Below are 25,030 nucleotides of genomic sequence, written 5' to 3' on the forward strand. Positions count from 1 at the left end.
CGCGCACCGCCAAGGCGGGAGTCAGTACCGCCAATCAGGTTCGGAGGGAAGGATCGCTCAGCGATCATCGGCGATTCGCCTGCGCCAGAAGCGCTTCTCGATCGTCCTGACATTCGCCGCACCGGCCAGGGTGGGTAAGTACTCGCCGAGCTGGAAAAGCTCACGGTCCGCAGGGTCGCCGAAAAAGGGCTTGATCCGGACCAGGTTGCCGTAATGCCGGGCGAGCTTCGCCGGCGTGTCATCCACCATCAGGACCTGCTCGAGCCGATGGCCGCGCCGCTTCAGCTTCCCGAGGTTCTTCGTCCACTCATGGTCCTGCTGGTCCGGATCGAAGCGCGGCGTGCAGCGCTCCCTGGCCCACACGAACGCGAGTTCGATCCCGGCCGGGAAGATGTTCGCAACCACCGGTAAGGCATAGGGGCGTGTGGAAGAGGTCCATACCGCCAGTGTGAAACAGGCTCCCATGGTGGACAGGAATGCATCCAGCCCCGGCCGCTTGTACACCGCGTACGGCCCGACTTCGAAATCGGGTGTGTGCCCCAGGCCGGCCTCGGTGGCGTGGATGAGTGTTTCATCGAGATCGAGAACCAGCAGTTTCATCGGGCGCACGGGGTGGGCAGTGAGCGATCAGCCTGCATCATCCTTGCCACCGGATGGTGGATGGATGTCCCAGCTGGAGAGGTAGTCGGGGTCATGAACCACCGTGTTCGTCGACCTGAGAGTGTAGGTGCCGGGCTCGGCGGCAGAGTACTGCGCCAGGTCGGGCGGGAGGGCGATTTCGGTGCCGTCGATGCCGTTGGCCAGGACCACGCCTTCCTGCGCGTTGATGCGCAGGACCCTGCCGAAGACCTGCGTCTGGTTGAGGATGTTTCCCTCGCGGTCATGCGAAGTGATCCCGGCCAGAACGATCCTGCCGAGCATCCGGTGAGCCTTGTCCTGGTCAATCCCGTTCATGCCACTGCAGGGTCCATCGTTGGGTTGGAGTGATGTCGCTGGGAGACGGTACCAAAGCCTGCGGCCGGGGAGCGGCCACCCTCGGGGTGAGGAGGCCATTGATGCCGAGGTGGATGCCGGCCCCAGCTATCGGGCGATCTGCGCGTGCCCTCGCTGGTGTCGTTCCGGTTGGATGAATCGTCTTTGCCCACGCTACCAGACCAGTAGCATGCCGTCGGGCCAGTCCCCGGACCAGCCGCACGGGAAATGCCCGGCGCGATACACCTGGAGCAGCTGGAGGAAGAACGTCGGGCGCCCGGAGCAGTCCCGATACGCGTGTTCCATCACGGCGGCCAGGACATCCCAGGAGACGGCGTCCGTGAACGCCTTGCCAAGCCCCTGTTGCTCTGCGAACGGGCGCCAGATCAGATCGCACACCGGCGCATCGATGCGTGACTTCGCAGCGGCGGCGATATGGTTCCATTGCTGGTACGCATCACGATGACGCGTGTGCAGGAACTGCGTCAGCCGGTTCCTGGCCTCGAGGGTGACGTCCTCCCACGCTTGGTCACTGCACAGGCTGAGGGCCTGTGACCAGCCCGAGACCTGCGCGACGGGAAAGGGCAGTGACAGCGGGAGTGGTTGCCCGCAGGACTGGAACCAACGGATGCCTTCGAGTTCCCTTGCGAATGATTCGTCCATGTCGCTGTAAGTACCAAGGCCTCAGCCTATCCGCGCTGCGGGATCGGCCTGAATGAATTGCTAGGCCAAGGCCTATGGATGTGCTGCATGATGGATGCGCAGGGCTTCATCTTTGTCACTCAATGGACGCATGAAAACACCGGGCTTCACACCGACAAAGTCGTTGCCTTCAAGGAGCACGAGCCGGGCAGCCGTATCGCCGTCATGTGCGTCAGCGATCTGTCCGAGCCGGTAATGCAGATGGCTTGCCAGTGGCACCGGCAGAACGTTCGGCACAGTGGCGACATTTGTGACAAGAACCTCATCCACCGCAATGAGGAGCCTGATGGTGTTATCGAGCCCGGGGCCAGTCGCTGCCTCTCTGTCCAGGACGGCCTCGCCTCTGCTGTTGATCATGTCAACGCCGATGATGCGACCAATCAGAATGTGATCCGCGCCCTCAGCCATCTCCTCAAGCGTAGCCTCGAAGGGAAGCCCGGCGAAGGAGGTGGATGGAATCAACACGGCAAGCAGAACAAAAAGTATGCGTTTCATGCTTTTCCTCGGCCTGGCTCTGGTATCACGCTGCGCCGCGGAGTGGCGTCGACCTGACTGATCCGTCAGGCGTCGTCCTCGTCTGGTGGGGTGTAGCCAACGGCGTCCTCCCATTCCGGGCAAACATTGAAGATCACTTCACAATCGCAGCCCGCGCCGTTCTCCCCCAGCCATTCGAGCGTCGCCTCGACGGGCAGATTATTCTTCTGCAGGAAGGTACTTGTGAGCGCAAAAGTATGATCACACTCGTAGCCGGTCATGCTCGTACGGTCCAGGTGATCGAAGATGTCCCTGAGGGAAGAGAGAGGGATGGGGGGCGCGTCTGTCATGTGATGTGTCCGATTGCGAGTTGCGAGTTGCGAGTTGCCGGAACCATGCCCGGCCATGAAGCAGCTTCGGCCCGACTGAACTGCCAAGCCTTGGTCCATGAGAAGCATATTTCAACAAGGCGACAGCACGTGTGATGCCCAGGTACAGAGCCTGCCGGCACCGTGAAGCGGCTCGGCTTGAATGAGCTGTCAGGCCGCTGCCCGTGACAACTACCAAACATGGGCCGAGTCCTCTATGTAAAGCGGGAGGTCATTCTCTGCGCACCATTGGCTGAGTTGTGTCTGGAGTGCGGTCCAGTACCCTTTCGTCCAGGACGGTGCTTTGACGGGCCATTGATCCTGTGATGGCAGATAAACCGAGACAATTCCCATCGGCATCTCCAGGACGAACGAACCTTCGGAGCAGGAACATAGCAGCTCCTCTTTCCAGCGGGGTTGGAATGTAAAGACTGGATCGCTCATGGGGATGACTATTTTTGTCTAACGCCAGAGTTAAGGCGCGTCGTGGAGCGACGTCGGCTTGGATGAATTTTCAGGCTTGGTGTCCATGCGCCCAGCAGTGGCGACGTAAGAGACGAGAGATAGAGGTACTGTTGTCACCGAGAACACAAGAGAGAATGGATTGGAAGACTTGGAAAGCATGATCGCCAAGGCTATCAAGATGCACGACATGAAAATTGTTGTGAGGGGCCGCCTGAATGAAAACCTGTTCTTCGCCAGCAGGTAAGTAACAACCAGGGTGACCAAATGCATAGGAAGGACGATGGTCATTACAAAAATGACCATCCATCCGGCGAACTCGCCGGTTACGTTGACGTTTGGTGCAATCATGCCGTTTAGAAGCAGGCCTATAAGCACAAATATGGGTACGACAACAGCGCAGATAAGAAATCGCGCTGTTTGATTCATCAGCGGTTGTTTTGACATATCCATGAAAGTCTAACTCTGGAATTAAGCCGACCCGCGAAGCGGATTCGGTTTGAATGAACTGTTAGGCGGCTAAGGACTGCCAACCTGGAAGTCGAAAGGAACCTTTCGTGTACGAGAAGCCGAATCCGCCGAATAGCGCCACTTTGCCACCGCGGATTGTGCGGCGCTAGGCCAAGCTGAGTGGCCAGATGATGAAAGTACCGTGGAGGAACGAACTGAACCGTCCGGATCGATCTGCAGCTCCCGTGTAACTGTGCGACCACGCAGCTCTGCAATACGAGGTGCTTCTGGCGCCGGGCAATAGATGAGCTCTGGGTCTGACGACATGCATGAGTTGTGGGGCGTGGTAGCGCCCGCCGTTGCCAGTGAAAGGAGCAACCAGTGGAAGTTCATAGCCGCCTAACGCCTGAATTGAGCCGCGCCGCGAAGCGGCGTCGGTTTGAATGACCTGTCAGGCCGGTTACCCATGGCCATGACTAAAGGAGCCTTTGGCATCAGAAGTTGCATCGCTCAGCTCATCATGGAGCGATTCCATGATTGCGGAAATGGTGTCAGATGCAGGCTGCCCATACTGCTCTTGAAGCGCATTAGCTATGTGTCGAATGGTGTCTGCAAGGAAAATACCCCATGCAGGGGCCTCATCACGGCCGCTGTCCTGCCAAAGCCCCACCTTGATCGTGCAGTGCTGGCCTTACTCAGCAATCCAAGCACTGAGCATCTGGATCGCTTTGTCGTCACGTTGCGCTGCAGGTGGGATTACTAGTGGCTTCATAGTGGGTCTAACTCCGGGATTAAGCTGGCGCGCGGAGTGGGATCGACTTGAATGAACTGTTAGGCATCAAGCCGACACCAGAATGCCAGTGAGTACCTACCCATGTCGATTGATTCCCAATCAGAGGACTCATGGATTGGCATCTTAAGAACGATTGTTTTGAGGTCAACATGTGTCGGGAACTCTGAAAGAACAACATCCGCCGCCTCCTGCCCCAGCTTGTGAGTGATTTTGAACAGCGGGGAATAGCTTGCGAGCTCGGCGACACCGACGCGGAAGCTGCTACGGTTCATTAGTTCGTCGCCGTCAAAGAGGGCTAAGTCAACGCGCACAGATCTGTCCTTCATGCCTAACTCTGGAGTTAAGCCGACCCGCGAAGCGGCATCGGCTTGAATGAACTGCTAGGCATCGGCCGCAGACTCAAAGTGCTGGTCGAATGCCAGAACAGCCGCTTCAATCGTAGATGAAGCTCCGAACCGGTGATGTGGATCCTGCTCTATCAACAGTTCCAAGAATTGTGCTTCCAGCGATGCCGCGGCACCAGTCGGTGCGTCTGCGTGGAAGAAGTCCTTGCTTTGAACAGTGAATCCACTGCCGATGACCTCAAAGACACGATAAAGAACTGCGCCGCTCTGTACGCGACGCCAGATTGGTATGTAGCGATACAAATGGGTCATATAGGCTGACGGTAAGTTGGTCTGTTGTGTCGCGGGAACGCTTATGCGATGCAAAACTCTGGAATTAGGCCAACCCGCGAAGCGGGTTCGGCTTGAATGAACTGTTAGGCGCCACTAGCGCTGCCGAAGTGGTTGTAACACCCAATGGCAACGATGGCCACTACCAGTGCGATCAATCCAATAGCCTCAATGTCTGGGGCGACCTTGAGGATCTTGCGCCGCAAGTTTGGGACCAACAGGCAGGGCGAAATGGCCAGCAAGCCAGCACAAAGGCTGACGAGGCCTCGCCAAAAATTGAATTGCCAAGAATCTAGAAGTTGGCCAAGCATCCGTATAGCGCCTAACGCCTGAGTTAAGCCGAGCCGCGAAGCGAATTCGGCTTGAATGAATTGTTAGGGTCCACGCCCGATGCCTGCTTGGCCACTAGCCAAGTCGGCAAGGTGAGCATGCCAGCGAGGTTCGACGACGTCATAAGCACCAACCAGCTGTTTGAATGCTTGTGGAGAGCCGCGCTGCTCAAGCAGGGCTTGGACTGCCACCCGATGAGCTCCGTTGTCGCCGTGAAAAAGGTAGTGAACGAGGCTCCAATAGGCAATGTAGTAGTGGTTGACGTTCTCTCCAATAGGCGGGCCAGTGTCCTCGACCAACTGCTCCAGCGAAGGCAGGCGCCTCTCCTGAAAAGTTGGCGGAGCATTGGGATTTATACGCACGTCCTTGAGCCACCAGATGGGGTACGCGGCCGGGTCTGGTCGGCCGAGATCCAAAGAACCATCCAGAAGGGCGCTGGCTCCGAAATAGCTGGCGATGCCCTCATTGAGCCAGCGACGCGGCCTGTAGCCACCAGCCTCTGCAAGAAGTTGGTGCGTGGCCTCATGTAGCATCCAGTGATGCGGATTCTCGCCAGTTCCTGGGTAGGCGTATGAGTAGGGCCGCTTGTAGTAAGCCTCTGCCCACGGTGAGCTTCGACTGTGCCGCTTGAACTCGACCTGGTCTTTGTACAGTACTAGGTTGAGCTCAGCCGCGGGCGACTTGGGTGGGAACAGACGAACGTATGCGTTATAGAGAGACTCAACGGCTATCGATACTGACTTGGTCTCTGTCTCACTCGCCGACGAATGAAGAATGTAGTGGCTCGTGCGAAGAGAGGTGACCGGGATGTAGGTCCGATCAGCCGCAGAACGTTCTTGAGGCTGCGGCGCCTCAGTGCACCCGCTTGTCAGAAAGATCAACGCGATTGCAACCGCCGGAAGCTTTGACATGCGGGCCCTAACTCCGGAATTAAGCCGACCCGCGCAGCGGGTTCGGCTTGAATGAATTGTTAGGCGGCACGCGACGCATCTCTAGTTGTCAATGATTTGGAACATCTGGAGGGCGACGCTGTTGCCGCGGAACAGGCCGAAGAAGGAGTAACCAGGTGCTCCGAGGTGCTTGCCCGATACGCAGGACACGAACCGAAATCGATCGCCTAGGCGGTACGTCGCCTTCATTCTGGTCCAGTCAACTTGAGTTTCCGGAGCTGATACTCCGGTGAACCGGGCATTTGCCAATACTTCATCTTGGCTAAGCGGAACCGAAACTCGGAACTTGGGAAAGCCAACCTCATCTGCGACGTGAGACGGCTCCATCCGTGGCCCCGTAGTGTGCGCACAGCCAGTAATGAGTGAGAGCGTGGCCGCAATGACCAGAGCTTTCGTCAAAAGTCGCATAGAACCTTCCATGCCACCCAACTCCGGAGTCAAATCGCGCCGCGAAGAGACGTCGGCTTGAATGAATTGTTAGGGCTCACAGCCGCAAGCCCAGCCAAATAACTGCCTCGGTCGAGGCGGACACAATGGGCGTGAGAACCCTGGGCCAGAATGTACCAGCTTGGACGTGCCCCAAAGACTGGTCGTGGTGCTGTTGCTCCTCAGCGACAATGGATGAGATTGCTGATACGGCGAAAGGGTCATGGCCCTGCAGCACAACGAGTTGATACTCAAGGTGGCGAAGCACGACACTCTCAACGGCAGTGGTAGTTGCTGCAATAGCGCTGCTACCGAGCAAGCCAGTTATGGCCCCGAGTAGGAAGCCGCCCATGCCACAAAGCCAGTAGCTACGGCAGCGATGACGGCCACGCCGCTGCAGCTCATCGCCAAAGATGGCCCGATGCCGTTGCTCATGTGAGCGGAATTCGCGAAGCTCAGCGACCATCTTTGGCGCGGTCAGTCTGGCCATGAGGATCTGACCGGTGTAGATGCCTATGGCGCCATGCTCGCCGGCGTGATTGACCTTGATGATGCGGTCGCCAAGATAATTGGCTACAGGTTGCATGATTACTTCCATGTGAGCCCTAACGCCAGGATTAAGCCGAGCCGCGAATCGGCTTCGGCTTGAATGAATTGTTGGATACTATCCAGTGGGTAGGTCCGTAGTTGCACATCCGATGCCTCGATAACCCAGCGTGCCTCCAAACCTGGCGCGCCGGCCCACTCGATCTCGTGGATCACGTTGCCGCTGGCGCTCAGGCGAATCTCGCTGTAGCGCCAATCGAAGTGACCGGCTGCAGAGCGAGCATCGCTCATGGTGTAGGAGAACACCTCTGGATAGAAGAGCTCAATGTAACGGTCGTGGTACGCCCCTAGCAGGCGAACCCTAAGGCTCAGCGACCTAATCTCACGGCGCTCTCCTTGCGAAGGTTCCTCGAACGTGGCCCACTCAAGCCAAGCGTCATGCGGGCAACTGGGATCAGATGCATTGAGGAGGAGGCCCGAGGAAGCGAGATCGTACGCAGCCGCAGGAAACAGCGAGCGATTCTGCTCTAGGTATTCCGTGTAGCGCCGAAACGGCGCGTTCTGCTCGCCATCTGCATCCAACTGCGCCGAGAGAACGAACATAAGGTCTAACTCCGGAATTAAGCCGCACCGCGAAGCGGCGTTGGCTTGAATGAACTGTTAGGCCGCGTCCGGCGGGAGGGTGAGCCAAACATCCCCAACATGAGGATCGCGTCCCAGTGCTTGCCAATACTCTACGATGAGTTCCACCCCGCGCTCACCAGAAGCCGCCAAATCTTGCCGTGGTACCCAGCGCATAGGGAGGTCCGTCCCTTGGACGGGGATTGCACCCGCCTCAATTAGCGCTCTGATGGCTGCACGGACAGCTTGAACCAATGCATCTCCAGCCAGTCCAAAATCCTGCCGAAAAACGGGCACAATCTGCCAAAGGCCAACGGCGTCGAAGGGAAGTTCCGCAGGTACCTGCACAATCCACTGACTCAACGGAGTGCTGGAGTGCCTATGTGTGGGTTCGCTTGAAGCTTGCATAAGCGGCCTAACTCTGGGATTAAGCCGCCGCGAAGTGGCTTCGGCTTGAATGAATTGTTAGAGGCTATGTTGCGCCATCTAAATACGAGAGCGCATCCGCAGCCTGCAAATGCTCCGATCGAAGAGAATGGGATTGCTCCGATAAGGTCAGACGTCGAGAGCGTGACGATGAGTAACCATAAGAAGGTGGTAGAGAATCCAATGACTGTGCCTAGGATTGAAGCCATCCAGAAGTTGGTACACCTGCTTTGGAAGAAAATGCGACAGATGAGCCCAAAGATGATGCCGCTGAAAAGGGAAGGAATTAGGCCGAAAAGATATGCAAGGAACAATAGCAATCGCGCCGCGGAGACGAACCCATCTGCGGCATAAGAAAGTTTTCCGTTGCTTTTTAATGATAGAGATGGCTAGTAAGGCCAATAGTCCAAGTAGTGGCCCGAGCGATCCGAATATTATTGAGGCTCTTAGTATTGGAGAACTATGAAAAACCACAATTTCCCCTAGCGCTGGAGTTAAGGCGTGCCGCGAAGCGGCATCGCCTTGGACGAATTGTTAGCCTTGCCGACTAGTGACATTGAAGCCATGGCTTGAGCAGTGGCATGGTTACTGGTGGAAGTAGTAAGGACAAAAAGAAGCTCATCTTTGTCCTCGGGCCGTGACCAAGAGTACGCCGTGGTGCGAGTGTGAACGTCGTTGGGGCCTAACCCAGTTGCTTCCTGTACCGCAGCCACGAGTGGTTCCGGAGCCGTGCCCACTAAGGCCGAGAAACCGATACGAACTTGATCGGGGTTGGCGCGCTGCGCAAAAACAGCGCAAACCGCATCATCGCGGAGTGCGACCACGTATGCAGTGGACGGTGCTATCACGAACCATGCTTTGCCAGGATTACCACCAAGAAAGAACTCTGCTTTCTCGGGGGGAGCCTCCGGGGTATCGCTCATTGCCTTCCGAAGGTTGTCCTGCGAGTAGAAGTGCTTCATGCATGTACCAGCGAAAAGGTCATTGATGCTATCTGGCGGTGGAGATGCCGCCGCAAGAGCCGGAAGCAATACCGCAGTTGCTGGGAGCTTGCGCATGATTTGTCTCGGAAGGCTAACGCCTGAGTTAAGCCGACCCGCGAAGCGGGGTCGGCTTGAATGAATTGTTAGGGTGCATTTGCGGAGATGCAGATCTTTTCGTCAAGCCGCATTGATCTGCCGTCCCCGTAGCCAGCGGCTGCCATGTCTAGCGGCCAAACGCAAACAGACAAGCCCAAATTACTGAAGTCATAACTTGGAGGAATGCCTCGCAGTACGACTCCGAGAACCTCGTCCTTTCCCCTTATGGTGCCGCACTTCAGGCATCTCCATGTTGATGCGCTGTCATCACGTTGTATCCACCGATTCTCACTGCTCGTATGACTTAAGCGCGATTCGACGTACTTGGAGCTAAAGGCAACGAAGAACCCTCGACCCATGTCTACAGTCATCGTGGCGGCGCCCGTCCTGGCATCATGTTGGATGACAAATTCTTTCGGCTGATCAGGGGTAGTGGCAGTTATTTGAACGCAGTAGGTTGGAGCGCACGCTTGTGGATACTCCACCGGAGGCGGGCCGGCAGCGAGCGCCGGAGCATTTAGTAGTAATGCCAAAAGATATCCAAAACGCTTCATATGTGCCCTAACATTTGAATTCAGCGGCCGCCGTAGGCGGTCCGCTGGAATGACGGGTTAGCCCTCTTTTATCGAACGCCGCGTTCACGCAGGAGCATGTTGATCTCCGCCAGGGCGGCCAACTGCCGTTGCTCAAAGACGGTAGGACGCTCATAGATCTTCAACGAGGCCACCCCAACCATGAAGCCTGCACCGCCAACGGTAAGCGAGAAAAAGTCCATCTTGCCGTGAAACCAACCCCAGACGCCCGCTACAAAGAGCAATGAGGCTGCAACGGCTATGAACGACAAGAATCGATTGAACTTCACCGCCCGCTCCTCCGAAAGGCGCTGACGCCGCAGTGGCTCCTCTGCCAGAAGCTCGTCGTTTGAGCAGTGCATCAGCAATTTGTGGTTCTGGGAGTTGTCGTTGATGATGAAGTCGCCATCGACGTTGATGTCACGGCCAGCTTTTAGGTCTCGCATCGATTCAATTTCTCATGAGGGCTAACGCCTGAGTTAAGCCGCGCCACGAAGTGGCGTCGGCTTGGACGAATTGTTAGGGCGTGACTCCGCCAAGCACCTCATCTCCCATGAAAGTATTGATGTCTTTCATGATTGCGCCGTGAGGCCGTGACAGCTTCTTCTTGAGGTAAAACATGCTCCAAATCGTCATTGCCTGCGAAAATCCGATCGTCTCCGACTTAAAGTGATAGATCGCGGTGAAATGACCTTTGAGTATGGGGCGCATCGCCTTCACGCCGTCGGTGGAATGGCAGCAGGACAACGTAAGAACACGTTGCTCACCCTCGGCTAGCTTCGGGAAGAACTTCGTCAGCTTTGTCGCGACGTCCTGCCATTTGACTGATCCCCCGATGAAGGCAATGCCGTTTTTTGACGCATGTCCGCCCAGATGAACGTAGCGCACTCCCGTGTACTTGCGCTCCTTTGCATCCTTAAACGAGTCCGCCGTAGTGAGTCGAAGCCCCTTCAGTCGTCCACCTAGACTCTTGTTCCACAAAACGGAACGGATGGCGTCACTCTCAGTCACAAGAGAGCCATCTATCTCATGATCAGAAGGACAATCGAAAATAAAATAGCCGAAATGCGGCCGGCCTCGCTTCTTCTTAGTTGCCACATGCCCCCCTGAAATTGAAATGAGCGCCCTAACTCTAAGTAGACCGCCGAACAGCGGTGTAGCGCGAGTATCGCCTGTTCCTGTCGGGTTTCAAACCAATAAATTCCCACGGGGAATCAATCAATTAATCCATTCCAGCGGCGCCTTGACGGCCCCAAGCTCGCGGAAAACTACCGCTTTGGAGCCGTGATATTGATTACACCCCTGTTTCATCCGGCATAACGCAAGGTCGGCCCCCGAGGTTGTTGGAGCAGGTGCGCCGCCAGATCCGGGTCCTGCACTACAGCCGGCGTACCGAGCAGGCCTATGTCGGATGGATCAGGCGCTTCATTCTGGCCAACGGCAAGCGGCATCCTCGTGAGATGGGGGCGGATGAGGTCGTCGCCTTCCTGACCGCATTGGCGATGGACGGCAACATGGCCGCGGCGACACAGAACCAGGCCTTGTCCGCGTTGTTGTTCCTGTATCGGCACGTGCTGGGTGTGACGTTGCCGTGGATGGACAATGTGGTCCGGGCCAAGCGGCCCAGGCGTCTACCAGTGGTGCTCTCCAAGGAGGAGGTGAGGCAGCTTCTCGGCGCGATGCCGGACGGTACCCCCGCGATGATGGCGCGCCTGCTGTACGGAACCGGCATGCGGTTGATGGAATGCCTGCGGCTGCGGATCAAGGACGTCGACTTCGCCCGCGCTGAAATCTGCGTGCGTAGCGGCAAGGGCAACAAGGACCGGCGTGTGCCGCTGCCGATGTCCTTGAAGGCCGCCTTGTTGCGGCAACGGTGCTGGGCGGTGTCACTGCATGCGTCCGATCTTGCCGATGGAAGGGGGCAGGTGCATCTGCCGCATGCACTTGCACGCAAGTACCCGAACGCGGATGCGGCGCCGGGTTGGCAGTATCTGTTCCCTTCGCGGATGCATTCGCGCGACCCGCGCACGGGGCGTCGCGGCCGGCATCACCTCAGCGAGGAGGTACTGCAGCGGGCGGTGAAGCGTGCGCGGCTGCAGGTGGGCATCCTCAAGCCGGCGACCTGCCACACGCTGCGCCATTCGTTCGCCACGCACCTGCTCGATGCGGGATGCGATATCCGTACCTTGCAGGAACTGCTGGGGCACAAGGACGTGACGACCACGCAGTTGTATACGCATGTGTTGGGGCGAGGCGCCGGCGGTGCCTGCAGCCCGCTGGACCTGCTGCCCGTGCCGCCATCGCAGGCGGAGGGGATGGCGGCCGACGCTCAGCGGCCCCCGATCGGCCTGAAGCGGGCCACGCCATAGCGGTCGCTTTCAAAGGTGTAGTGCGCCGGGTCCACTACGCTGGCGATGCGCGCGCGTGCATGGGCTTCGTCGCTGCGGCCGCAGGCGATCGTGCCGAAGTCCAGCGGTGCATCCAGCACGATGCGCGCCGGGCCGTGCATGCCATCGCAGTGTCCGTGCAGGTGGATCCACAGCCGGCCGTCGATCTCGCGCAGCTCGAAGGCGCCGTCGGTCAGGCCGAGATGCTCGCCGGTGTAGACCAGCACTTCCGGTTCATCCTCGCCGGTCAGCGCAATGTGTTTGCCCGCGATGTCATTCCAGCGCGTCACTTCGCCCGGGCCGCTGTGGAAGGCGGGGCAGTCGTGGATGCGCAGGTGCAGGCTGTCCGGTGGCAGGTCGTCTTCGTCCAGCAGCACGTCATCGGGGTCGATGCGTTCGGCCTGGATGTCGAAGTCCCAGATCAGGGCAGGGATGTGCTCGTTGACGAATGCACCCAGCTGCGCCTCCGTCAGCCGGTAGGGCTGGTCGTTCCAGTGGCAGATCGCGCGGGGCATCAGCGGGGTCGGGGCGGTGTCCATCGCACCAGTCTGCCGCCCCCGCGCGGGGCGTCAACCGTCGAGCAGGGCCTTGTCACGCACGGCGCCCTTGTCGGCGCTGGTGGCGAGCAGGGCATAGGCCTTCAGTGCGGTGCTGACCTTGCGTGGGCGGGCCTGCGCCGGCCTCCAGCCCTTGGCCTCCTGCTCGGTGCGGCGACGGGCCAGCTCAGCCTCGTCCACCAGCAGATTGATGCCGCGCTGCGGGATGTCGATCAGGATGCGGTCGCCGTCGCGGACCAGGCCAATCGTGCCGCCGCCGGCTGCTTCCGGCGAGCAATGGCCGATGCTCAGGCCCGAGGTACCGCCGGAGAAGCGGCCGTCGGTGAGCAGCGCGCAGGCCTTGCCCAGCCCCTTGGATTTCAGGTAGCTGGTCGGGTACAGCATCTCCTGCATGCCCGGGCCGCCCTTCGGCCCTTCGTAGCGGATCACCACCACGTCGCCGGCCTGCACTTCGTTGCCGAGGATGCCCTTGACCGCGGCGTCCTGGCTTTCATAGACGCGGGCGTTGCCTTCGAACACGTGGATGGATTCGTCCACGCCGGCGGTCTTGACCACGCAGCCATCGGCGGCGAGGTTGCCGTACAGCACGGCCAGCCCGCCTTCGCTGGAGAAGGCATGCGCGACGTCGCGGATGCAGCCCTCGGCGCGGTCGGTATCCAGCGAGGGCCAGCGGGTGGACTGGCTGAAGGCCACCTGGGTCGGGATGCCGGCCGGGCCGGCCTTGTAGAACTGGTGCACCGCCGCGTCCTGGGTCTGGGTGACGTCCCAGTCGGCGATGGCCGCGCCCAGCGTGCGGCTGTGCACGGTGGGCACGTCGGTATGCAGCAGGCCGCCGCGTGCCAGCTCGCCGAGGATGGCCATGATGCCGCCGGCACGGTGCACGTCCTCGATGTGGTACTTCTGCGTGTTCGGCGCCACCTTGCACAACTGCGGCACGCGCCGTGACAGGCGGTCGATGTCGCGCTGGTCGAAGGCCACCTCGGCCTCCTGCGCGGCGGCCAGCAGGTGCAGGATGGTGTTGGTGGAACCGCCCATGGCGATGTCCAGCGTCATCGCGTTCTCAAACGCCTCAAACGTCGCGATGCCGCGCGGCAGCACGTTGGCCTCCTCGCCGCCGTACCAGCGGTGGCACAGCTCCACGATCAGGCGGCCGGCGCGCTTGAACAGCGCCTCGCGGTCGCTGTGCGTGGCCACCACGGTGCCGTTGCCCGGCAGCGACAGGCCCAGCGCCTCGGTCAGGCAGTTCATCGAGTTGGCGGTGAACATGCCCGAGCACGAGCCACAGGTGGGGCACGCGCTGCGTTCGATCACGGCCACCTGTTCGTCGCTGATGGCCTCGTTGCCGGCGGCCACCATCGCGTCGATCAGGTCGAGCTTGTGGTCGGCCAGCTTGGTCTTGCCGGCCTCCATCGGGCCGCCGGACACGAACACCACCGGGATGTTCAGGCGCAGGGCGGCCATCAGCATGCCGGGGGTGATCTTGTCGCAGTTGGAAATGCACACCAGCGCATCGGCGCAGTGCGCGTTGGCCATGTACTCCACCGAGTCGGCGATGATCTCGCGGCTGGGCAGCGAGTACAGCATGCCGTCGTGGCCCATCGCGATGCCGTCGTCCACGGCAATGGTGTTGAACTCCTTGGCCACGCCGCCGGCCGCCTCGATCTCGCGCGCCACGAGTTGGCCAAGGTCCTTCAGGTGCACGTGACCGGGCACGAACTGGGTGAAGGAATTGACCACCGCGATGATGGGCTTGTGGAAATCGCCATCGGTCATGCCGGTGGCGCGCCACAGGGCGCGGGCGCCGGCCATGTTGCGGCCGGCGGTGGAGGTTTTCGAGCGGTATTCAGGCATGGGGGCGAGCAGGTAAGGGCTGGCAGAAGCGTGTGTGGGCGATTCTGCATCAAGATCCCGGTTGCTGTTGCAACCATCCGGCGGGGTGGAATGGTTGGACGATACCGAGGCGGCGCAGGCGCGCAGGAGCGGCTTCAGCCGCGAAGCCAGGAGCCCTTCCGTATACCTGACGCCTGCAATTGCAGTCATGCCTTCGACCGGTACCTTCACCAGCTTCGCGGCCGAGGCCGCTCCTAGCCGGGCGCACCTGAAAACCGGTTCAGCTTTGGGACTGTGCCGATTTACGCCTCCCAGGCCGGATCAGGCATCATTCGGAAACAACTTTCACGGGGAATCGACCATGAAGCGATCAAGGACCACCGCGCTGCTGCTGATGAGCGCCGCGCCGCTGCTGTTCACCGCCTGCCAGAAGGAAGAAACGGTGCAGGTCAAGGAAGGGCTGTACACCTCGGTGGAGGCCTGCAGCGAGGCCACCGGTGACCCGTCCGCTTGCCGCACGGCGTTCGCCACCGCGCAGCAGCAGTCGGCCGATGCGGCGCCCAAGTACGCCAGCAAGGAAGAGTGCGCCAAGGAGTACCCGGCCGAGCAGTGCGTGCAGCAGCACACCAGCGCCGGCACCTCGTTCATCGGCCCGATGATGATGGGCTTCTTCATGTCGCAGATGCTCAACAGCGGCCGTGGTGCCGTGGCGGCACCGCCGGCCGCACAGCCGGCCTTCAAGGACAACGCCAATGGGTGGGCCAAGCCGGCCGGTACCGGTGGCCTGAACACCGGCAGCGGCATCGGTGCCGGCAAGGCCGGCCTGGCCCCGGTCACCAGCGAGCCGAACCGTGCCGTGACCGCCAGCCGTGGCGGCTTTGGTGCACGCAGCGGCGGCCGCAGCAACAGCGTCGGCGGTTGATCAGGTGCGGCGTGTAGCAATCGCCGAGCGCGACAACTGGCGAGCACGTGCCGCCGAGGCAGGTTTCCGGTTCCACACCATCGACGGTGCGCCGTACTGGGACGAAAGCGCGTATTACGCCTTCACCCTGCGGCAGATCGAGAACGACCTGGAAGACCCCAGCGCCGAGCTACATGCGATGGCGCTGGACCTGGTCGGCGAGGTGGTGGCCAGCGAGGCGCTGATGGCGCAGCTGGCCATTCCCGAGCCGTTCCGCGACTGGATCGCCGAGAGCTGGCGCCGCCGCGACCCGCACCTGTACGGCCGGCTGGACTTCGCCTATGACGGCAAGGGCCCGGCCAAGCTGTACGAGCTGAACTACGACACGCCGACCTCGCTGTACGAGGCGTCGTTCTTCCAGTGGCAATGGCTGGAAGACCAGCGCAACCGTGGCGTCCTGCCGCCGCAGGCCGATCAGTTCAACTCCCTCCACGAGACGCTGGTGGAGCGCTTTGCCGAACTGTCGGCGCGCCTGCCGCCGCCGCTGTACTTCAGCGCGGTGCGTGAGTCCGAGGAAGACCAGGGCACGGTGGCCTACCTGCGCGACTGCGCGGCGCAGGCCGGCCTGCATGGCGCGGCCATCGCCATCGAGGACATCGGCCTGTCGGCCGACGGCCGCTTCACCGACCTGGACGACGTGGTGATCGGCAGCCTGTTCAAGCTGTACCCGCTCGAAGACCTGATGCAGGAGGAGTTCGGCGCGGCATTGCCCCGTTCCGGCGTGCAGCTGCTGGAGCCGGCGTGGAAGGCGGTGTTGAGCAACAAGGGCATCCTGCCGCTGTTGTGGGAACGCCATCGCGGCCATCCCAACCTGCTGGAATCGTACTTCGACGATGGCAGTGCCCTGCCGGCCGGCTGGGTACGCAAGCCGCTGCATTCGCGCGAGGGCGCGAACGTGGCCATGCACCTGAGCGACGGTAGTTGGCAGGAGAGTGAGGGCCCGTACGCGGGGCCGAACATCCGCCAGGCGTTCCACGCGCTGCCCATGTTCGAGGGCAACTATCCGCTGGTCGGCAGCTGGGTGGTGGGTGACCGCGCCTGTGGCATCGGCGTGCGCGAGGACAACAGCCGCATCACCCGCGACAGCGCCCGTTTCCTGCCGCACGCCATCATCGATGACGCGCCGCAGGGGAGCACGCGGATCTACGTCTGACGATGCCCTGGGTAGGAGCAGCCTTGGCCGCGAAGCCGGGGGGCTTCTGCGTGCGGTTGTTCTCGACGGTGGAAGCGTTGTCGGCATAGGCGAAGGAGCGACCCCTCCCAACCTGCGCCAAAGGGAGGGGGCGGTCATGCATGGCCTTTCAGCATGCGAGTTGTGCCGCTCTTGCCCCCTCCCTTTGGCGCAGCCAAGGGGAGGGTTGGGGAGGGTTGGGGAGGGTTGGGGAGGGGTGCTTTTCCGTGCCGGTGACGACACCCGCTTCGCGGCCGGGGCCGCCCCTACCGGCTACAGCAGGCCGTCGCGCTTGACCGCCAGGTAGCGCTCGACCAGCGCGGCGGGCAGCTCCTCGGCGGTGACGTCCAGCACCATCACGCGGTGGCTGCGCAGGGCTTCGTGGGCGTCGGCACGTTGTTGCAGGTAGCGGGTGATGGCACCGGCCTGGATGGCATCGGACACCGTCTCCACGTCGCGGGCCAGCGCGTCGTCCAGCTCGCTTTCGCGCAGGCTGGCCACGCAGACCAGGTGGCGCTTCTGCAGCAGGCGCACGGCGGCGAGCAGGTCCTCGATGTCCTCGTCGCGGACGTTGGTCACCAGCATTACCAGGGTGCGCCGCGAATGGCGCAGGCTCAGTTCGGTGGCGGCGGCCAGGTAGTCGGTGGCGACCGGCCGCGCCTGCAGGTCGTAGCTGGCGCGCAGCAGCGTGTCGATCGCCCCCAGCCCGCGTTGCGGCGCTACCCAGCGGCTGTCGCCGCCGGTGGCGAACAGGCCCACGCCGTCGCCCTGGCGCAACGCCAGGTAGGACACCACCAGCGCGGCGTTGAGCACATGGTCGAAATGCGACAGGCCACCTTCGTGCGCCATCATCCGGCGACCGGTGTCGATCATCATCACCAGCTGCTGGTTCTTCTCGTCCTGGTACTCGCGCGAGATCAGCTTGCGCGCGCGCGAGGTGGCCTTCCAGTCGATCTGGCGCAGGCTGTCGCCGACGCGGTACTCGCGCATCTGGTGGAAGTCGGTGCCTTCACCACGGCGGCGCTTGAGGTGCGCGCCGACCAGGCGCGAGGCCATTTCCGCGCTGAGCAGGGCCAGCCGGGTGAGCGGGGCGAAGTTGGGGTAGACGCGCACGGTCTGCGGCGGCCCGGCGATGCGCGATTGACGCCACAGGCGCAGCAGCGAATGCAGGCGCAATTGCACGCCGTCGAACACGAACGTGCCGCGGTTGGCCGGGGTGAGGTGGTAGCTGAAACGGGTTTCGCTGGCGCGTGGCAGGGTCAGGCGACGCGGCAGGCCCGGCGTTTCCCAGCCATCCGGGACCAGGTCGTACACGTCCACGCGTTGCCGCCCGAATGCATCGATCTGCAGCCAGGTTTCGCGTTCGACGCCCAAGGCGAGCGAGTCGGGCAGTTCACGCCTCACCTGCGGGGTGGGGCGGCGCCACAGCAGCAACGCATCGAGCAGCGCCAGCACCGCGATCGCCGCGGCCGTCAGCGTCCATGCCTGCAGCGGCAGGTAATGCAGGGCCACCGGCACACCCAGCAGGCCCCACAGCACCAGCAATGTGATCAGCAGCGGTGACGGTCTCACTGATGGGGTTCCGTGGTGGTGCAGGGGGTGGAAGCAGCGGGAGCATCGGCAGCGCTCCCCCTGCCTCCCCTACGCACTGCGTGCGCAAGGCAGGGGGCAAAGGCGTGCGCGCTGGCCGTGCGTGGGCTCACTTGCGCGGGGCCTCGACCTTGGCGAGCAGGGCGGTGAGCGCGTCGTCGGCGGACTGGCCTTCGATCTGCAGTTCCGGGGCCAGCGTGATGCGGTGGCGCAGGGCCGGCTTGGCGATCTCGCGCACGTCGTCGGGGGTGACGAAATCGCGGCCGGACAGCACCGCCTGGGCGCGTGCGGCGCGTACCAGCGCGATGCTGCCACGCGGGCCAGCGCCCAGCGCGATGCCCGGCCACTTGCGGGTGGCCGCGACGATGCGCACCGCGTAGTCGATCACCTGCGGGTCGACGGTGATCTCGGCCACGGCCTTCTGCAGCGCGACCACGTCGCTGCCGCTGAGCACGCGCGGCACCTGCGACAGGTCGAAGTCGCCGGCGGTGCGGCCGACGGTGATGGCCTGGACCATGCGCTTCTCGTCTTCCAGCTGCGGGTAGTCGATCAGCACCTTCAGCAGGAAGCGGTCCAACTGCGCCTCGGGCAACGGGTAGGTGCCCTCCTGCTCGACCGGGTTCTGCGTGGCCAAGGTGAGGAACGGCGGGTTCAGCGGGAAGGCCTTGCCCTCGATCGTGACCTGGCCTTCCTGCATCACTTCCAGCAGCGCCGACTGGGTCTTGGCCGGGGCGCGGTTGATTTCATCGGCCAGCAGCAGGTTGGTGAACACCGGGCCGCGGCGGATCTTGAAGCTCTCGGTCTTGGGGTCGTACACCGCGTGGCCGCTGACGTCGCTGGGCATCAGGTCCGGGGTGAACTGCACGCGCGCGTAGTCCAGCTCCAATGCCTGGGCCAGGGCGCGCACCAGCAGTGTCTTGCCCAGGCCGGGCACGCCTTCGATCAATACATGGCCACCGGCCAACAGCGCGATCAGGATCTGCTCGAGCACATCGGCCTGGCCGATGAAGGCCTGCCCGACGGCTTCGCGGATGCGCTCGACGCGTTCGATCACCTCGGCGTTGCCCGGTGCAGGCGCGGGTGCCGCGGCAGGTGCGGGCGCGGCGGCGGGAGCCTCGCCGGGGAGGGCGGGCGGAAACGGCGTCTCGTTCATAGCTGGTTTCTCATCTGGATGAGCAGGCGGATGCGTTCACGCAGGGCGTTGTCGTCCCGCGACGGGGGAACCTGGAGGGCGCTCTGCACGCGGGCGAGCGGCCATTGCAGGTGATCGGCGATGGCCTGGGCCTGGGCGTCGCCAACCAGGGCCGCGGCCACCGGTGCGCGGCGGCGCAGGCGGGCCAGGAAGGACTGGCGCACCGCGTCGTACAGCAGCGGTGATTTGCCGTAGCGATGCAGGTGTTCGCCGGAGGCGCGCACGTGCTCCAGCAGCGAGCGGCGGTCGCCGCGCGGGGACGGCTGCAGCGCGCCGAAACGCTGGCTGCGCGCCCACAGCCACGCCAGCAGGGCGAGCAGCAGCGGCAGCCAGACCGGCCAGCCCTGCTTGAGCAGGGTCCGCCACAGCGACGGCATCTGCATCTCGTAGACCAGGTGCGTGGTGCCCTTGCCGTAGTTGGGCGCCAGCACCAGCCGGGCCAGGTCGCGGTGCGGGATGTCGCGCAGGCCGGTTTCATATTCGCCGCGCCCGTTGCGCAGGAAGTCGGTGCTGCCCAGCACGTCGATGCGGCCGGTGCCGTAGCGCAGCCGCGCCCAGGCCAGCGTGGCATCCGTGCCGTCCCCCCAGCGGCGCTCGACCCGGGTGCTGCCATCCACGGTGAAGCGGTTGCCGGAGCAGAACTCCTGGTGCTCCTCCTGGCCGTTCACGCGCCATGGCAGGCAGCGTGCCGGGACCTCGCTGGTCTCCACGCCCAGCTGCTCCAGCAGGCCCGCGTCGTCGCCATCGAGCTCCTCATCGGCCCCGGGCATCTGCAGGACCAGGTGCCCGCCGAACTGCACCCAGTCGAGCAGGCCGCTGACCTGCGGCGGCGAGAGCAGGCGCGGGTCGTCCAGCATCACCACGGTGTCGCCGGGCTGCAGCTTCATGTCGGCCAGGTCGAGCTGGCGCCGCGACTCGGCCTTCTGCCCGTCGCGGCGCAGGGTCTCGCGCAGGGCATACAGTGGGTTGTAGGTGGGCTCGCCGTAGGCGGGCAGGGTGATCTCCTCCTTGCGCCGTTCGACGGCGGAGAACACCCATGCCACCACCAGCGCGCTGACCAGCACGCCGATGCCCGCGATCAGCCCGTAGCGCAGACGCGCGCTCACGTGCGCCACCCGTACTGCCGGTGCAGTTCACCCATCAATGCCTCGAACTCGTCCTCGCTGGGCAGGCGGCCGGCATAGGCGGCGTACTGCCAGGTGCGCACCATGCGCGCGAACAGGGTGCGGTCGGCTTCCTGCGGCATGCGCCGCGAGGCGCGCAGGCACTGCGCCTCGGTGGCGCCGGGTGGCAACACGATGTCGGCACGCTGACCCAGCACCTCCACCGACGCGCGGTACAGCAAGGCCAGTGCATGACGCGGCTTGCCTTCGCGCCACAGGCGGCGCGCGCTGCCCAGGATGTCCGGCGGCAGCACTTCGGGCACCAGCAGCGCGTCGTGCTGCACCGGGGTCTGTGCTTCGCGCGTGCGCCGGCCACTGCCACGCAGCCACGGCAACCACCAGCGGGCGGTGAGCGCCAGCACGATCAGCAGTGCGGCCAGCACGATCCACAGGATGCTTTCGCCGATCAGCGCGAGCACCTGCGAGACGAACGTCATGAACGACGGGTCACGCGTCTGGTCGCTGTTGTCCTGCGTGGGCTTGTCCCGTTCCTTGAACACCCACTTGTCCACCGTGCGCTTGGCGCCCAGCTGCGGATCCTCGTAGGCGCGTGCGGCGGCCTGGCGGAAGCCGTCGGTGTCGGCGTCGCCCTGGCCGAACACCGCATGCGGCGTGGCCGGGATGATCGCGTTCGACGGCGCGGCGGTTTCCTTGTGGTTGCTCAGCACCGAGTCGGGCAGGGCGTTGCTCTGCTGCGCGCGCAGCGGCGCGATGCCGACCAGCAGGAACAGCACCATCAATGGCGCCAGCCGGGCCAGGCGCTCGCGCAGGCGGCGGAAAGCGATCTCCACGTCCCAGGCTTCCAGCTGGGTGCGGCGGTTGAGGTACAGGCCGAAGCCGGCACCGCTGTAGAACGGGCCGATCAGGGTCATCGCGCCCCAGGCCAGCAGGTTGAAGCCGATCCACGCCCACGCGGGCGTTTCGTCGCCGATCAGCGACCAGGAGGCACGCAGCGATTCGGGCAGGTCTTCCACCGGCATGAACATGAAGATCAGGGCGATGCCGGCCAGCTGCAGCATGGCCTCGAAGTGCCAGCACACCGAGGTCAGCAGCGTGGCGTGGCCATAGCTGGCACCGCCCAGTGCACGCCGGCGCATGCCGCGTTGCGGGCCATCGCCACCTTCCAGCAGGTCCACTGGCATCAGCAGCGAGCGTGCCGGGCTGAGCCGGCGCCAGCCCAGGTAGGCGCCGATGCCGCGCCAGCCCCAGCGCAGCTGCGCGCGCAGTGTCTCAGCGGTGGTCGGCACCGCGCCGAAGGCACCGCGCGAGATCACGTACAGCGGGATCCGCTCGAATGCCGGCTTCAGCCACCACATCACCAACGCCGGCAACCAGAAGTTGTCCAGCCACAGGCCGAGCAGGTTGAGCAGCGCGAACACCGGCAGGGTGACCAGCAGCCACGGTTTCCAGATGGCCCAGGCATGCCGGCGCACCAGCGCCGTGCCCAGCTCCATCGCCTCCCACTGCGAGCGGGCGCGCAGCACCACGTCGAGCTGGTCAATGCGCATGTGCGCTCCCGCGTCCACCGCGCCACAGCCAGAGGATCACCAGCGTCCACAGGACGCCGGAGACGGTCAGCTTGCCCCACATCGGCACCCACGCGATCGATGACCAGAACGCCTCGATGAACGCGGCCACCAGCAGCATGAAGGCCACGCCCAGGCACAGCCTGGCGCCGACCCGGCCACCTTCGATCAGGGCATCGATGCGGCGCATGCGACCCGGTGCCAGCAGGCGCAGGCCCAGCTGCAGGCCGGCGCCGCCGGCGATCACGATGGCGGTCAGCTCGAACGGCGCATGCCCGACCACGAAGCGCCAGAAGGGTTCGCCGAAGCCGGCCTGCTGCAGGTGGCCGGCCACCGCGCCGATGGTGATGCCGTTGAACAGCAGCACCAGGACCGTGCCGATCCCCGCCAACAGGCCACTGGCAAAGGTGCGCAGGCCGATGCTGATGTTGTTCATGATGTAGTGGCCGAACATCGCCCAGTCGGTGCCGCTGTCGCGGCCCAGGTGGTCGGCGGCCGGGTCGTACATCTTTTCCATCTGCGCGATCTGGGTGGTGCTCAACAGCATGTGGACCAGGTCCGGCTTGAGCTGCAGCAGCACGAAGATGCCCACCAGCGGCACCGCGAACAGCGCCAGCGCGGTCCACATCGCGCCGGCCTGGCTGCGCACGGCCAATGGGAAATCGGCGAACAGGAACTCCACCGCGCGCGACCAGCGCGGCGGCGGGGTGCGGTAGAGCAGGTTGTGGCCGTTCTGCGAGAGCTGCTGCAGGCGTTCGACCAGCTGCGGGCTGTAACCGCGGTGGCGGGCCAGCGCCAGCTGCTGGCACAACCGCCGGTAGCGCTGCGGGATGGTCTCATCGCCGGGCAGGTCGGCGTCCACGGTGCCGCGCACGCTGCGGGCATGGCCCCCGCGCCGCTGCAGCCATTGCTCGAACTGCTGCCACTCATGCTGGTAACGGGTGACGAACTGCTCCTGCTTCATCGCCGCCCCAACAACCAGTTGGCCATGGCATACAGGCGCAGCACGCCGGCCGCGCCGCTGGCCTGGCTCAGGCCCGAGGCGATGTCGGCCAGTTCGTTCTGGCGCGGCCCGGACAGGGCCGGTGCGCGGTCGGCGAAGGCGATCAGGGCGATCTGTTCACCGGGTTGCAGCGGCACCGGCGGGGCAAGCACGGTCTCGATCCGCGCCGGCGGTTCAGCCGCGCGGGGCGGGGCATGCACCACCAGCGAGCCGGCGACCAGGTCACCCAGGCGCCGGCCATAGGGGTCGCACAGGCAGCTGATCAGGCCCACCGCGTAGCCGAACGGCAGTGCGTCCACGGTGCGCAGCAGGTTGCGCACGATGGCCGGCATCCAGCCCAGCGGCGCACCGTCATTGGCGACCACGCGCAGGCCGAGCACGCGCTTGCCCAGGGTCTGGCCGAACCAGACTTCCAGCACGATCGGGTAGGCCCAGAACATCAGGAACATCAGGCCCAGGTACAGGCCCTGGCCGAAGTCGCCCAGGGCCAGCAGCACCGGGCTCATCACCATCAACACGCCGAAGCGGACCAGCAGGTCGATCAGCCAGGCCAGTGCACGCGGCACCGGGCCGGCGGCGGGCAACTGCAGCGGCACGCCTTCGGGCGTGATCACTTCGCGATAGGTATCGAGCATGGGCGCGCCCGCGGGCATCACGGCACCGCCTGCGCAGCGTGCTGCGTTGGCCCGGGCTGGCGGGAAGTCCGGTTTCCGGCCCGGACGGATGCCTGTGGCATTCGTGTCTCGACTGCGTCCTGTCAGGGTGCAGACTTTAACTGGCGCCCATGTGAAAGCCCAGCCTGCTGCCCGTGGCGGCAGGCTGGGCGGGGGCGGCTCAGCGGACCGTGCCGCCTTCGCGCTTGCCGCTGAACAGCTTGCGGACGCCGGCACCCAGCGCGATCACGCCGATCAGCAGCAGCTTCCAGAACTTGGCCAGCAGCAGGCCCACCTTGGCGAACAGGCCGGCCTTGGCGGCCAGGCCACCACCGATCAGCGTGGCCACGCCGTAGGCGGCCACCTTGTCGGTGCTGGCGTTGTGGTCGGCGTAGCGCGCGCCTTCGTTGAACTCGGTCATCGGCAGCAGGCGGTCCATGCCGGTGCGCACCGCGGACAGGTCCGACATCGCCGACACCGCGTTGAGGCTCAGGTAGCCATAGCGGCCGAGCACGCGGATGTCGTAGTTCAGCGAGTGCGCGGGCTCGTTGTTGAAGGCCAGCTCACGTGCCCAGTACAGCTTCTTGCTGTCGGCGTCGTAGCGCGGCGGCACGGCCCAGCCAATCAGGTCCAGCGAGCCATAGCCGGCCTTCACCCGCTCCGGGTTGGCCTCGCGGATGCTGGTCTGCATGGTCTCCAGCAGTTCGCTGTAGTCGATGTCCTTGGCGTCGCCATCGGACACGTAGCCGTCATCGGAGTAGGTGACCACCACCGCCCAGCTGCCGTCCTCGAGCAGGCCGGGGCTGCGCGGCACGATCAGGCCGAGCACGCTGTCATCGGGCGGGTTGCCCCACATGTCTTCCAGCACGCGGCGGGCATCGGCCTTTTCCAGGTACTGGAACTCGTCGCCGAGGTTGAAATGCGCCTTGGCCGCCGGCACCGCGATCGGGCCGGTATGGAAGTCCAGCGACTTCACGAACTGCTCGGCGCTCATGCCCTGCTCTTCCTGGGCGGCGGCGGTGGCGGGCAGCAGGCACAACAGCGACGCTGCGGCCAGCAGGCCGAGCGCGACGGATTTGATCGACTTCATTTCTTGATCCTTCAAGGGGGCGTCCCCACGCCCAGGGCGCGCAGTTTGCGCGCCATCGCAAC

General features: G+C 63.5%; 27 protein-coding genes and 1 pseudogene. 4 read left to right on the forward strand and 24 right to left on the reverse strand.

The features are described from left to right. Positions 1-57: 57 nt before the first annotated feature. The 3 genes from AC06FE_RS16845 to AC06FE_RS16855 form a co-directional block, all read right to left on the reverse strand. Positions 58-600, reverse strand: coding sequence for an NIF family HAD-type phosphatase (locus tag AC06FE_RS16845; protein ID WP_192288279.1), 543 nt, complete (start codon positions 598-600; stop codon positions 58-60). A 27-nt stretch (positions 601-627) separates the two neighbouring features. Beyond that, entirely contained in the window at positions 628-954 is a 327-nt protein-coding gene (locus AC06FE_RS16850; RefSeq protein ID WP_192288278.1) for a hypothetical protein, read from the reverse strand. 192 nt (positions 955-1,146) lie between these two features. After that, positions 1,147-1,635, reverse strand: a complete 489-nt coding sequence (locus AC06FE_RS16855) for a hypothetical protein (protein WP_478073694.1) — start codon at positions 1,633-1,635, stop codon at positions 1,147-1,149. 87 nt (positions 1,636-1,722) lie between these two features. On the opposite strand from AC06FE_RS16855, the gene AC06FE_RS16860 reads away from it, so the two are divergent. After that, on the forward strand, positions 1,723-2,226 hold the full coding sequence (locus AC06FE_RS16860) for a hypothetical protein (RefSeq protein ID WP_313255047.1): 504 nt from the start codon (positions 1,723-1,725) through the stop codon (positions 2,224-2,226). A gap of 8 nt (positions 2,227-2,234) precedes the next feature. On the opposite strand, the gene AC06FE_RS16865 is transcribed toward AC06FE_RS16860, so the two are convergent. The 12 genes and pseudogenes from AC06FE_RS16865 to AC06FE_RS16920 all read right to left on the reverse strand — a co-directional run bounded on the left by AC06FE_RS16865 (position 2,235) and on the right by AC06FE_RS16920 (position 10,943). Continuing rightward, the gene (locus AC06FE_RS16865; protein ID WP_478073695.1) at positions 2,235-2,606 is read right to left on the reverse strand and encodes a DUF2695 domain-containing protein; all 372 of its coding nucleotides are present in this window, start codon (positions 2,604-2,606) and stop codon (positions 2,235-2,237) included. 384 nt (positions 2,607-2,990) lie between these two features. Further along, the gene (locus AC06FE_RS16870; RefSeq protein ID WP_446541665.1) at positions 2,991-3,431 is read right to left on the reverse strand and encodes a hypothetical protein; all 441 of its coding nucleotides are present in this window, start codon (positions 3,429-3,431) and stop codon (positions 2,991-2,993) included. A gap of 66 nt (positions 3,432-3,497) precedes the next feature. Beyond that, positions 3,498-3,821, reverse strand: coding sequence for an energy transducer TonB (locus AC06FE_RS16875; RefSeq protein ID WP_478073696.1), 324 nt, complete (start codon positions 3,819-3,821; stop codon positions 3,498-3,500). A gap of 67 nt (positions 3,822-3,888) precedes the next feature. Next, a pseudogene (locus AC06FE_RS16880) lies at positions 3,889-4,200 on the reverse strand (DUF5076 domain-containing protein). A 59-nt stretch (positions 4,201-4,259) separates the two neighbouring features. Then, a complete protein-coding gene (locus AC06FE_RS16885; protein ID WP_478073697.1) occupies positions 4,260-4,547 on the reverse strand; it encodes a hypothetical protein in 288 nt (95 codons plus the stop codon). A 54-nt stretch (positions 4,548-4,601) separates the two neighbouring features. Further along, a complete protein-coding gene (locus AC06FE_RS16890) occupies positions 4,602-4,877 on the reverse strand; it encodes a hypothetical protein (protein WP_192288271.1) in 276 nt (91 codons plus the stop codon). A gap of 392 nt (positions 4,878-5,269) precedes the next feature. Then, positions 5,270-6,136 carry a DUF1570 domain-containing protein gene (locus tag AC06FE_RS16895; RefSeq protein ID WP_446541669.1) on the reverse strand — a complete coding sequence of 289 codons (867 nt, stop codon included), beginning with the start codon at positions 6,134-6,136 and terminating at the stop codon, positions 5,270-5,272. Between the two features lie 523 nt (positions 6,137-6,659). Continuing rightward, positions 6,660-7,187 (reverse strand): demethoxyubiquinone hydroxylase family protein, encoded by a 528-nt coding sequence (locus AC06FE_RS16900; RefSeq protein WP_478073698.1) that lies wholly within the window; start codon positions 7,185-7,187, stop codon positions 6,660-6,662. A gap of 2 nt (positions 7,188-7,189) precedes the next feature. Further along, positions 7,190-7,750 (reverse strand): hypothetical protein, encoded by a 561-nt coding sequence (locus tag AC06FE_RS16905; protein ID WP_478073699.1) that lies wholly within the window; start codon positions 7,748-7,750, stop codon positions 7,190-7,192. A 938-nt stretch (positions 7,751-8,688) separates the two neighbouring features. After that, positions 8,689-9,252: an NMCC_0638 family (lipo)protein gene (locus tag AC06FE_RS16910; RefSeq protein WP_478073700.1), complete on the reverse strand. Its 564-nt coding sequence runs from the start codon at positions 9,250-9,252 to the stop codon at positions 8,689-8,691. A gap of 643 nt (positions 9,253-9,895) precedes the next feature. Continuing rightward, entirely contained in the window at positions 9,896-10,291 is a 396-nt protein-coding gene (locus AC06FE_RS16915) for a hypothetical protein (RefSeq protein ID WP_478073701.1), read from the reverse strand. A 73-nt stretch (positions 10,292-10,364) separates the two neighbouring features. After that, positions 10,365-10,943 carry a hypothetical protein gene (locus tag AC06FE_RS16920; protein WP_478073702.1) on the reverse strand — a complete coding sequence of 193 codons (579 nt, stop codon included), beginning with the start codon at positions 10,941-10,943 and terminating at the stop codon, positions 10,365-10,367. A gap of 191 nt (positions 10,944-11,134) precedes the next feature. Between AC06FE_RS16920 and AC06FE_RS16925 the strand changes: the two genes are divergently transcribed. After that, positions 11,135-12,214, forward strand: a complete 1,080-nt coding sequence (locus AC06FE_RS16925) for an integron integrase (protein WP_478073724.1) — start codon at positions 11,135-11,137, stop codon at positions 12,212-12,214. Here AC06FE_RS16925 and AC06FE_RS16930 read toward each other — a convergent pair. After that, positions 12,175-12,771 carry a hypothetical protein gene (locus AC06FE_RS16930; protein WP_478073703.1) on the reverse strand — a complete coding sequence of 199 codons (597 nt, stop codon included), beginning with the start codon at positions 12,769-12,771 and terminating at the stop codon, positions 12,175-12,177. The genes AC06FE_RS16925 and AC06FE_RS16930 overlap by 40 nt on opposite strands. Positions 12,772-12,801: 30 nt before the next feature. Then, a complete protein-coding gene (ilvD, locus tag AC06FE_RS16935) occupies positions 12,802-14,640 on the reverse strand; it encodes a dihydroxy-acid dehydratase (RefSeq protein WP_313255073.1) in 1,839 nt (612 codons plus the stop codon). Between the two features lie 340 nt (positions 14,641-14,980). Here ilvD and AC06FE_RS16940 point away from each other — a divergent pair, with 340 nt between their 5' ends. Beyond that, positions 14,981-15,541: a DUF1190 domain-containing protein gene (locus AC06FE_RS16940; RefSeq protein WP_132862403.1), complete on the forward strand. Its 561-nt coding sequence runs from the start codon at positions 14,981-14,983 to the stop codon at positions 15,539-15,541. Between the two features lie 4 nt (positions 15,542-15,545). Continuing rightward, positions 15,546-16,733 carry a glutathionylspermidine synthase family protein gene (locus AC06FE_RS16945; protein ID WP_313255079.1) on the forward strand — a complete coding sequence of 396 codons (1,188 nt, stop codon included), beginning with the start codon at positions 15,546-15,548 and terminating at the stop codon, positions 16,731-16,733. 291 nt (positions 16,734-17,024) lie between these two features. Here AC06FE_RS16945 and AC06FE_RS16950 read toward each other — a convergent pair whose 3' ends face one another. The 7 genes from AC06FE_RS16950 to AC06FE_RS16980 form a co-directional block, all read right to left on the reverse strand. After that, on the reverse strand, positions 17,025-18,323 hold the full coding sequence (locus AC06FE_RS16950; protein WP_313255082.1) for a DUF58 domain-containing protein: 1,299 nt from the start codon (positions 18,321-18,323) through the stop codon (positions 17,025-17,027). 127 nt (positions 18,324-18,450) lie between these two features. Then, positions 18,451-19,494, reverse strand: a complete 1,044-nt coding sequence (locus AC06FE_RS16955; RefSeq protein WP_132862407.1) for an AAA family ATPase — start codon at positions 19,492-19,494, stop codon at positions 18,451-18,453. After that, complete coding sequence (locus AC06FE_RS16960) at positions 19,491-20,639, reverse strand: DUF4350 domain-containing protein (protein WP_478073704.1); 1,149 nt, start codon at positions 20,637-20,639, stop codon at positions 19,491-19,493. Before AC06FE_RS16960 ends, AC06FE_RS16955 begins: the two co-directional genes overlap by 4 nt. Continuing rightward, the gene (locus AC06FE_RS16965; RefSeq protein WP_313255088.1) at positions 20,636-22,204 is read right to left on the reverse strand and encodes a DUF4129 domain-containing protein; all 1,569 of its coding nucleotides are present in this window, start codon (positions 22,202-22,204) and stop codon (positions 20,636-20,638) included. Before AC06FE_RS16965 ends, AC06FE_RS16960 begins: the two co-directional genes overlap by 4 nt. Continuing rightward, on the reverse strand, positions 22,194-23,186 hold the full coding sequence (locus tag AC06FE_RS16970; protein ID WP_478073705.1) for a stage II sporulation protein M: 993 nt from the start codon (positions 23,184-23,186) through the stop codon (positions 22,194-22,196). Before AC06FE_RS16970 ends, AC06FE_RS16965 begins: the two co-directional genes overlap by 11 nt. Further along, positions 23,183-23,860, reverse strand: a complete 678-nt coding sequence (locus tag AC06FE_RS16975) for an RDD family protein (protein ID WP_132862411.1) — start codon at positions 23,858-23,860, stop codon at positions 23,183-23,185. Before AC06FE_RS16975 ends, AC06FE_RS16970 begins: the two co-directional genes overlap by 4 nt. A 199-nt stretch (positions 23,861-24,059) precedes the next feature. Then, positions 24,060-24,968 carry a DUF2167 domain-containing protein gene (locus AC06FE_RS16980; RefSeq protein WP_132862412.1) on the reverse strand — a complete coding sequence of 303 codons (909 nt, stop codon included), beginning with the start codon at positions 24,966-24,968 and terminating at the stop codon, positions 24,060-24,062. Positions 24,969-25,030: the final 62 nt, after the last annotated feature.

The organism is Stenotrophomonas sp. Steno-C18, assembly GCF_056393195.1.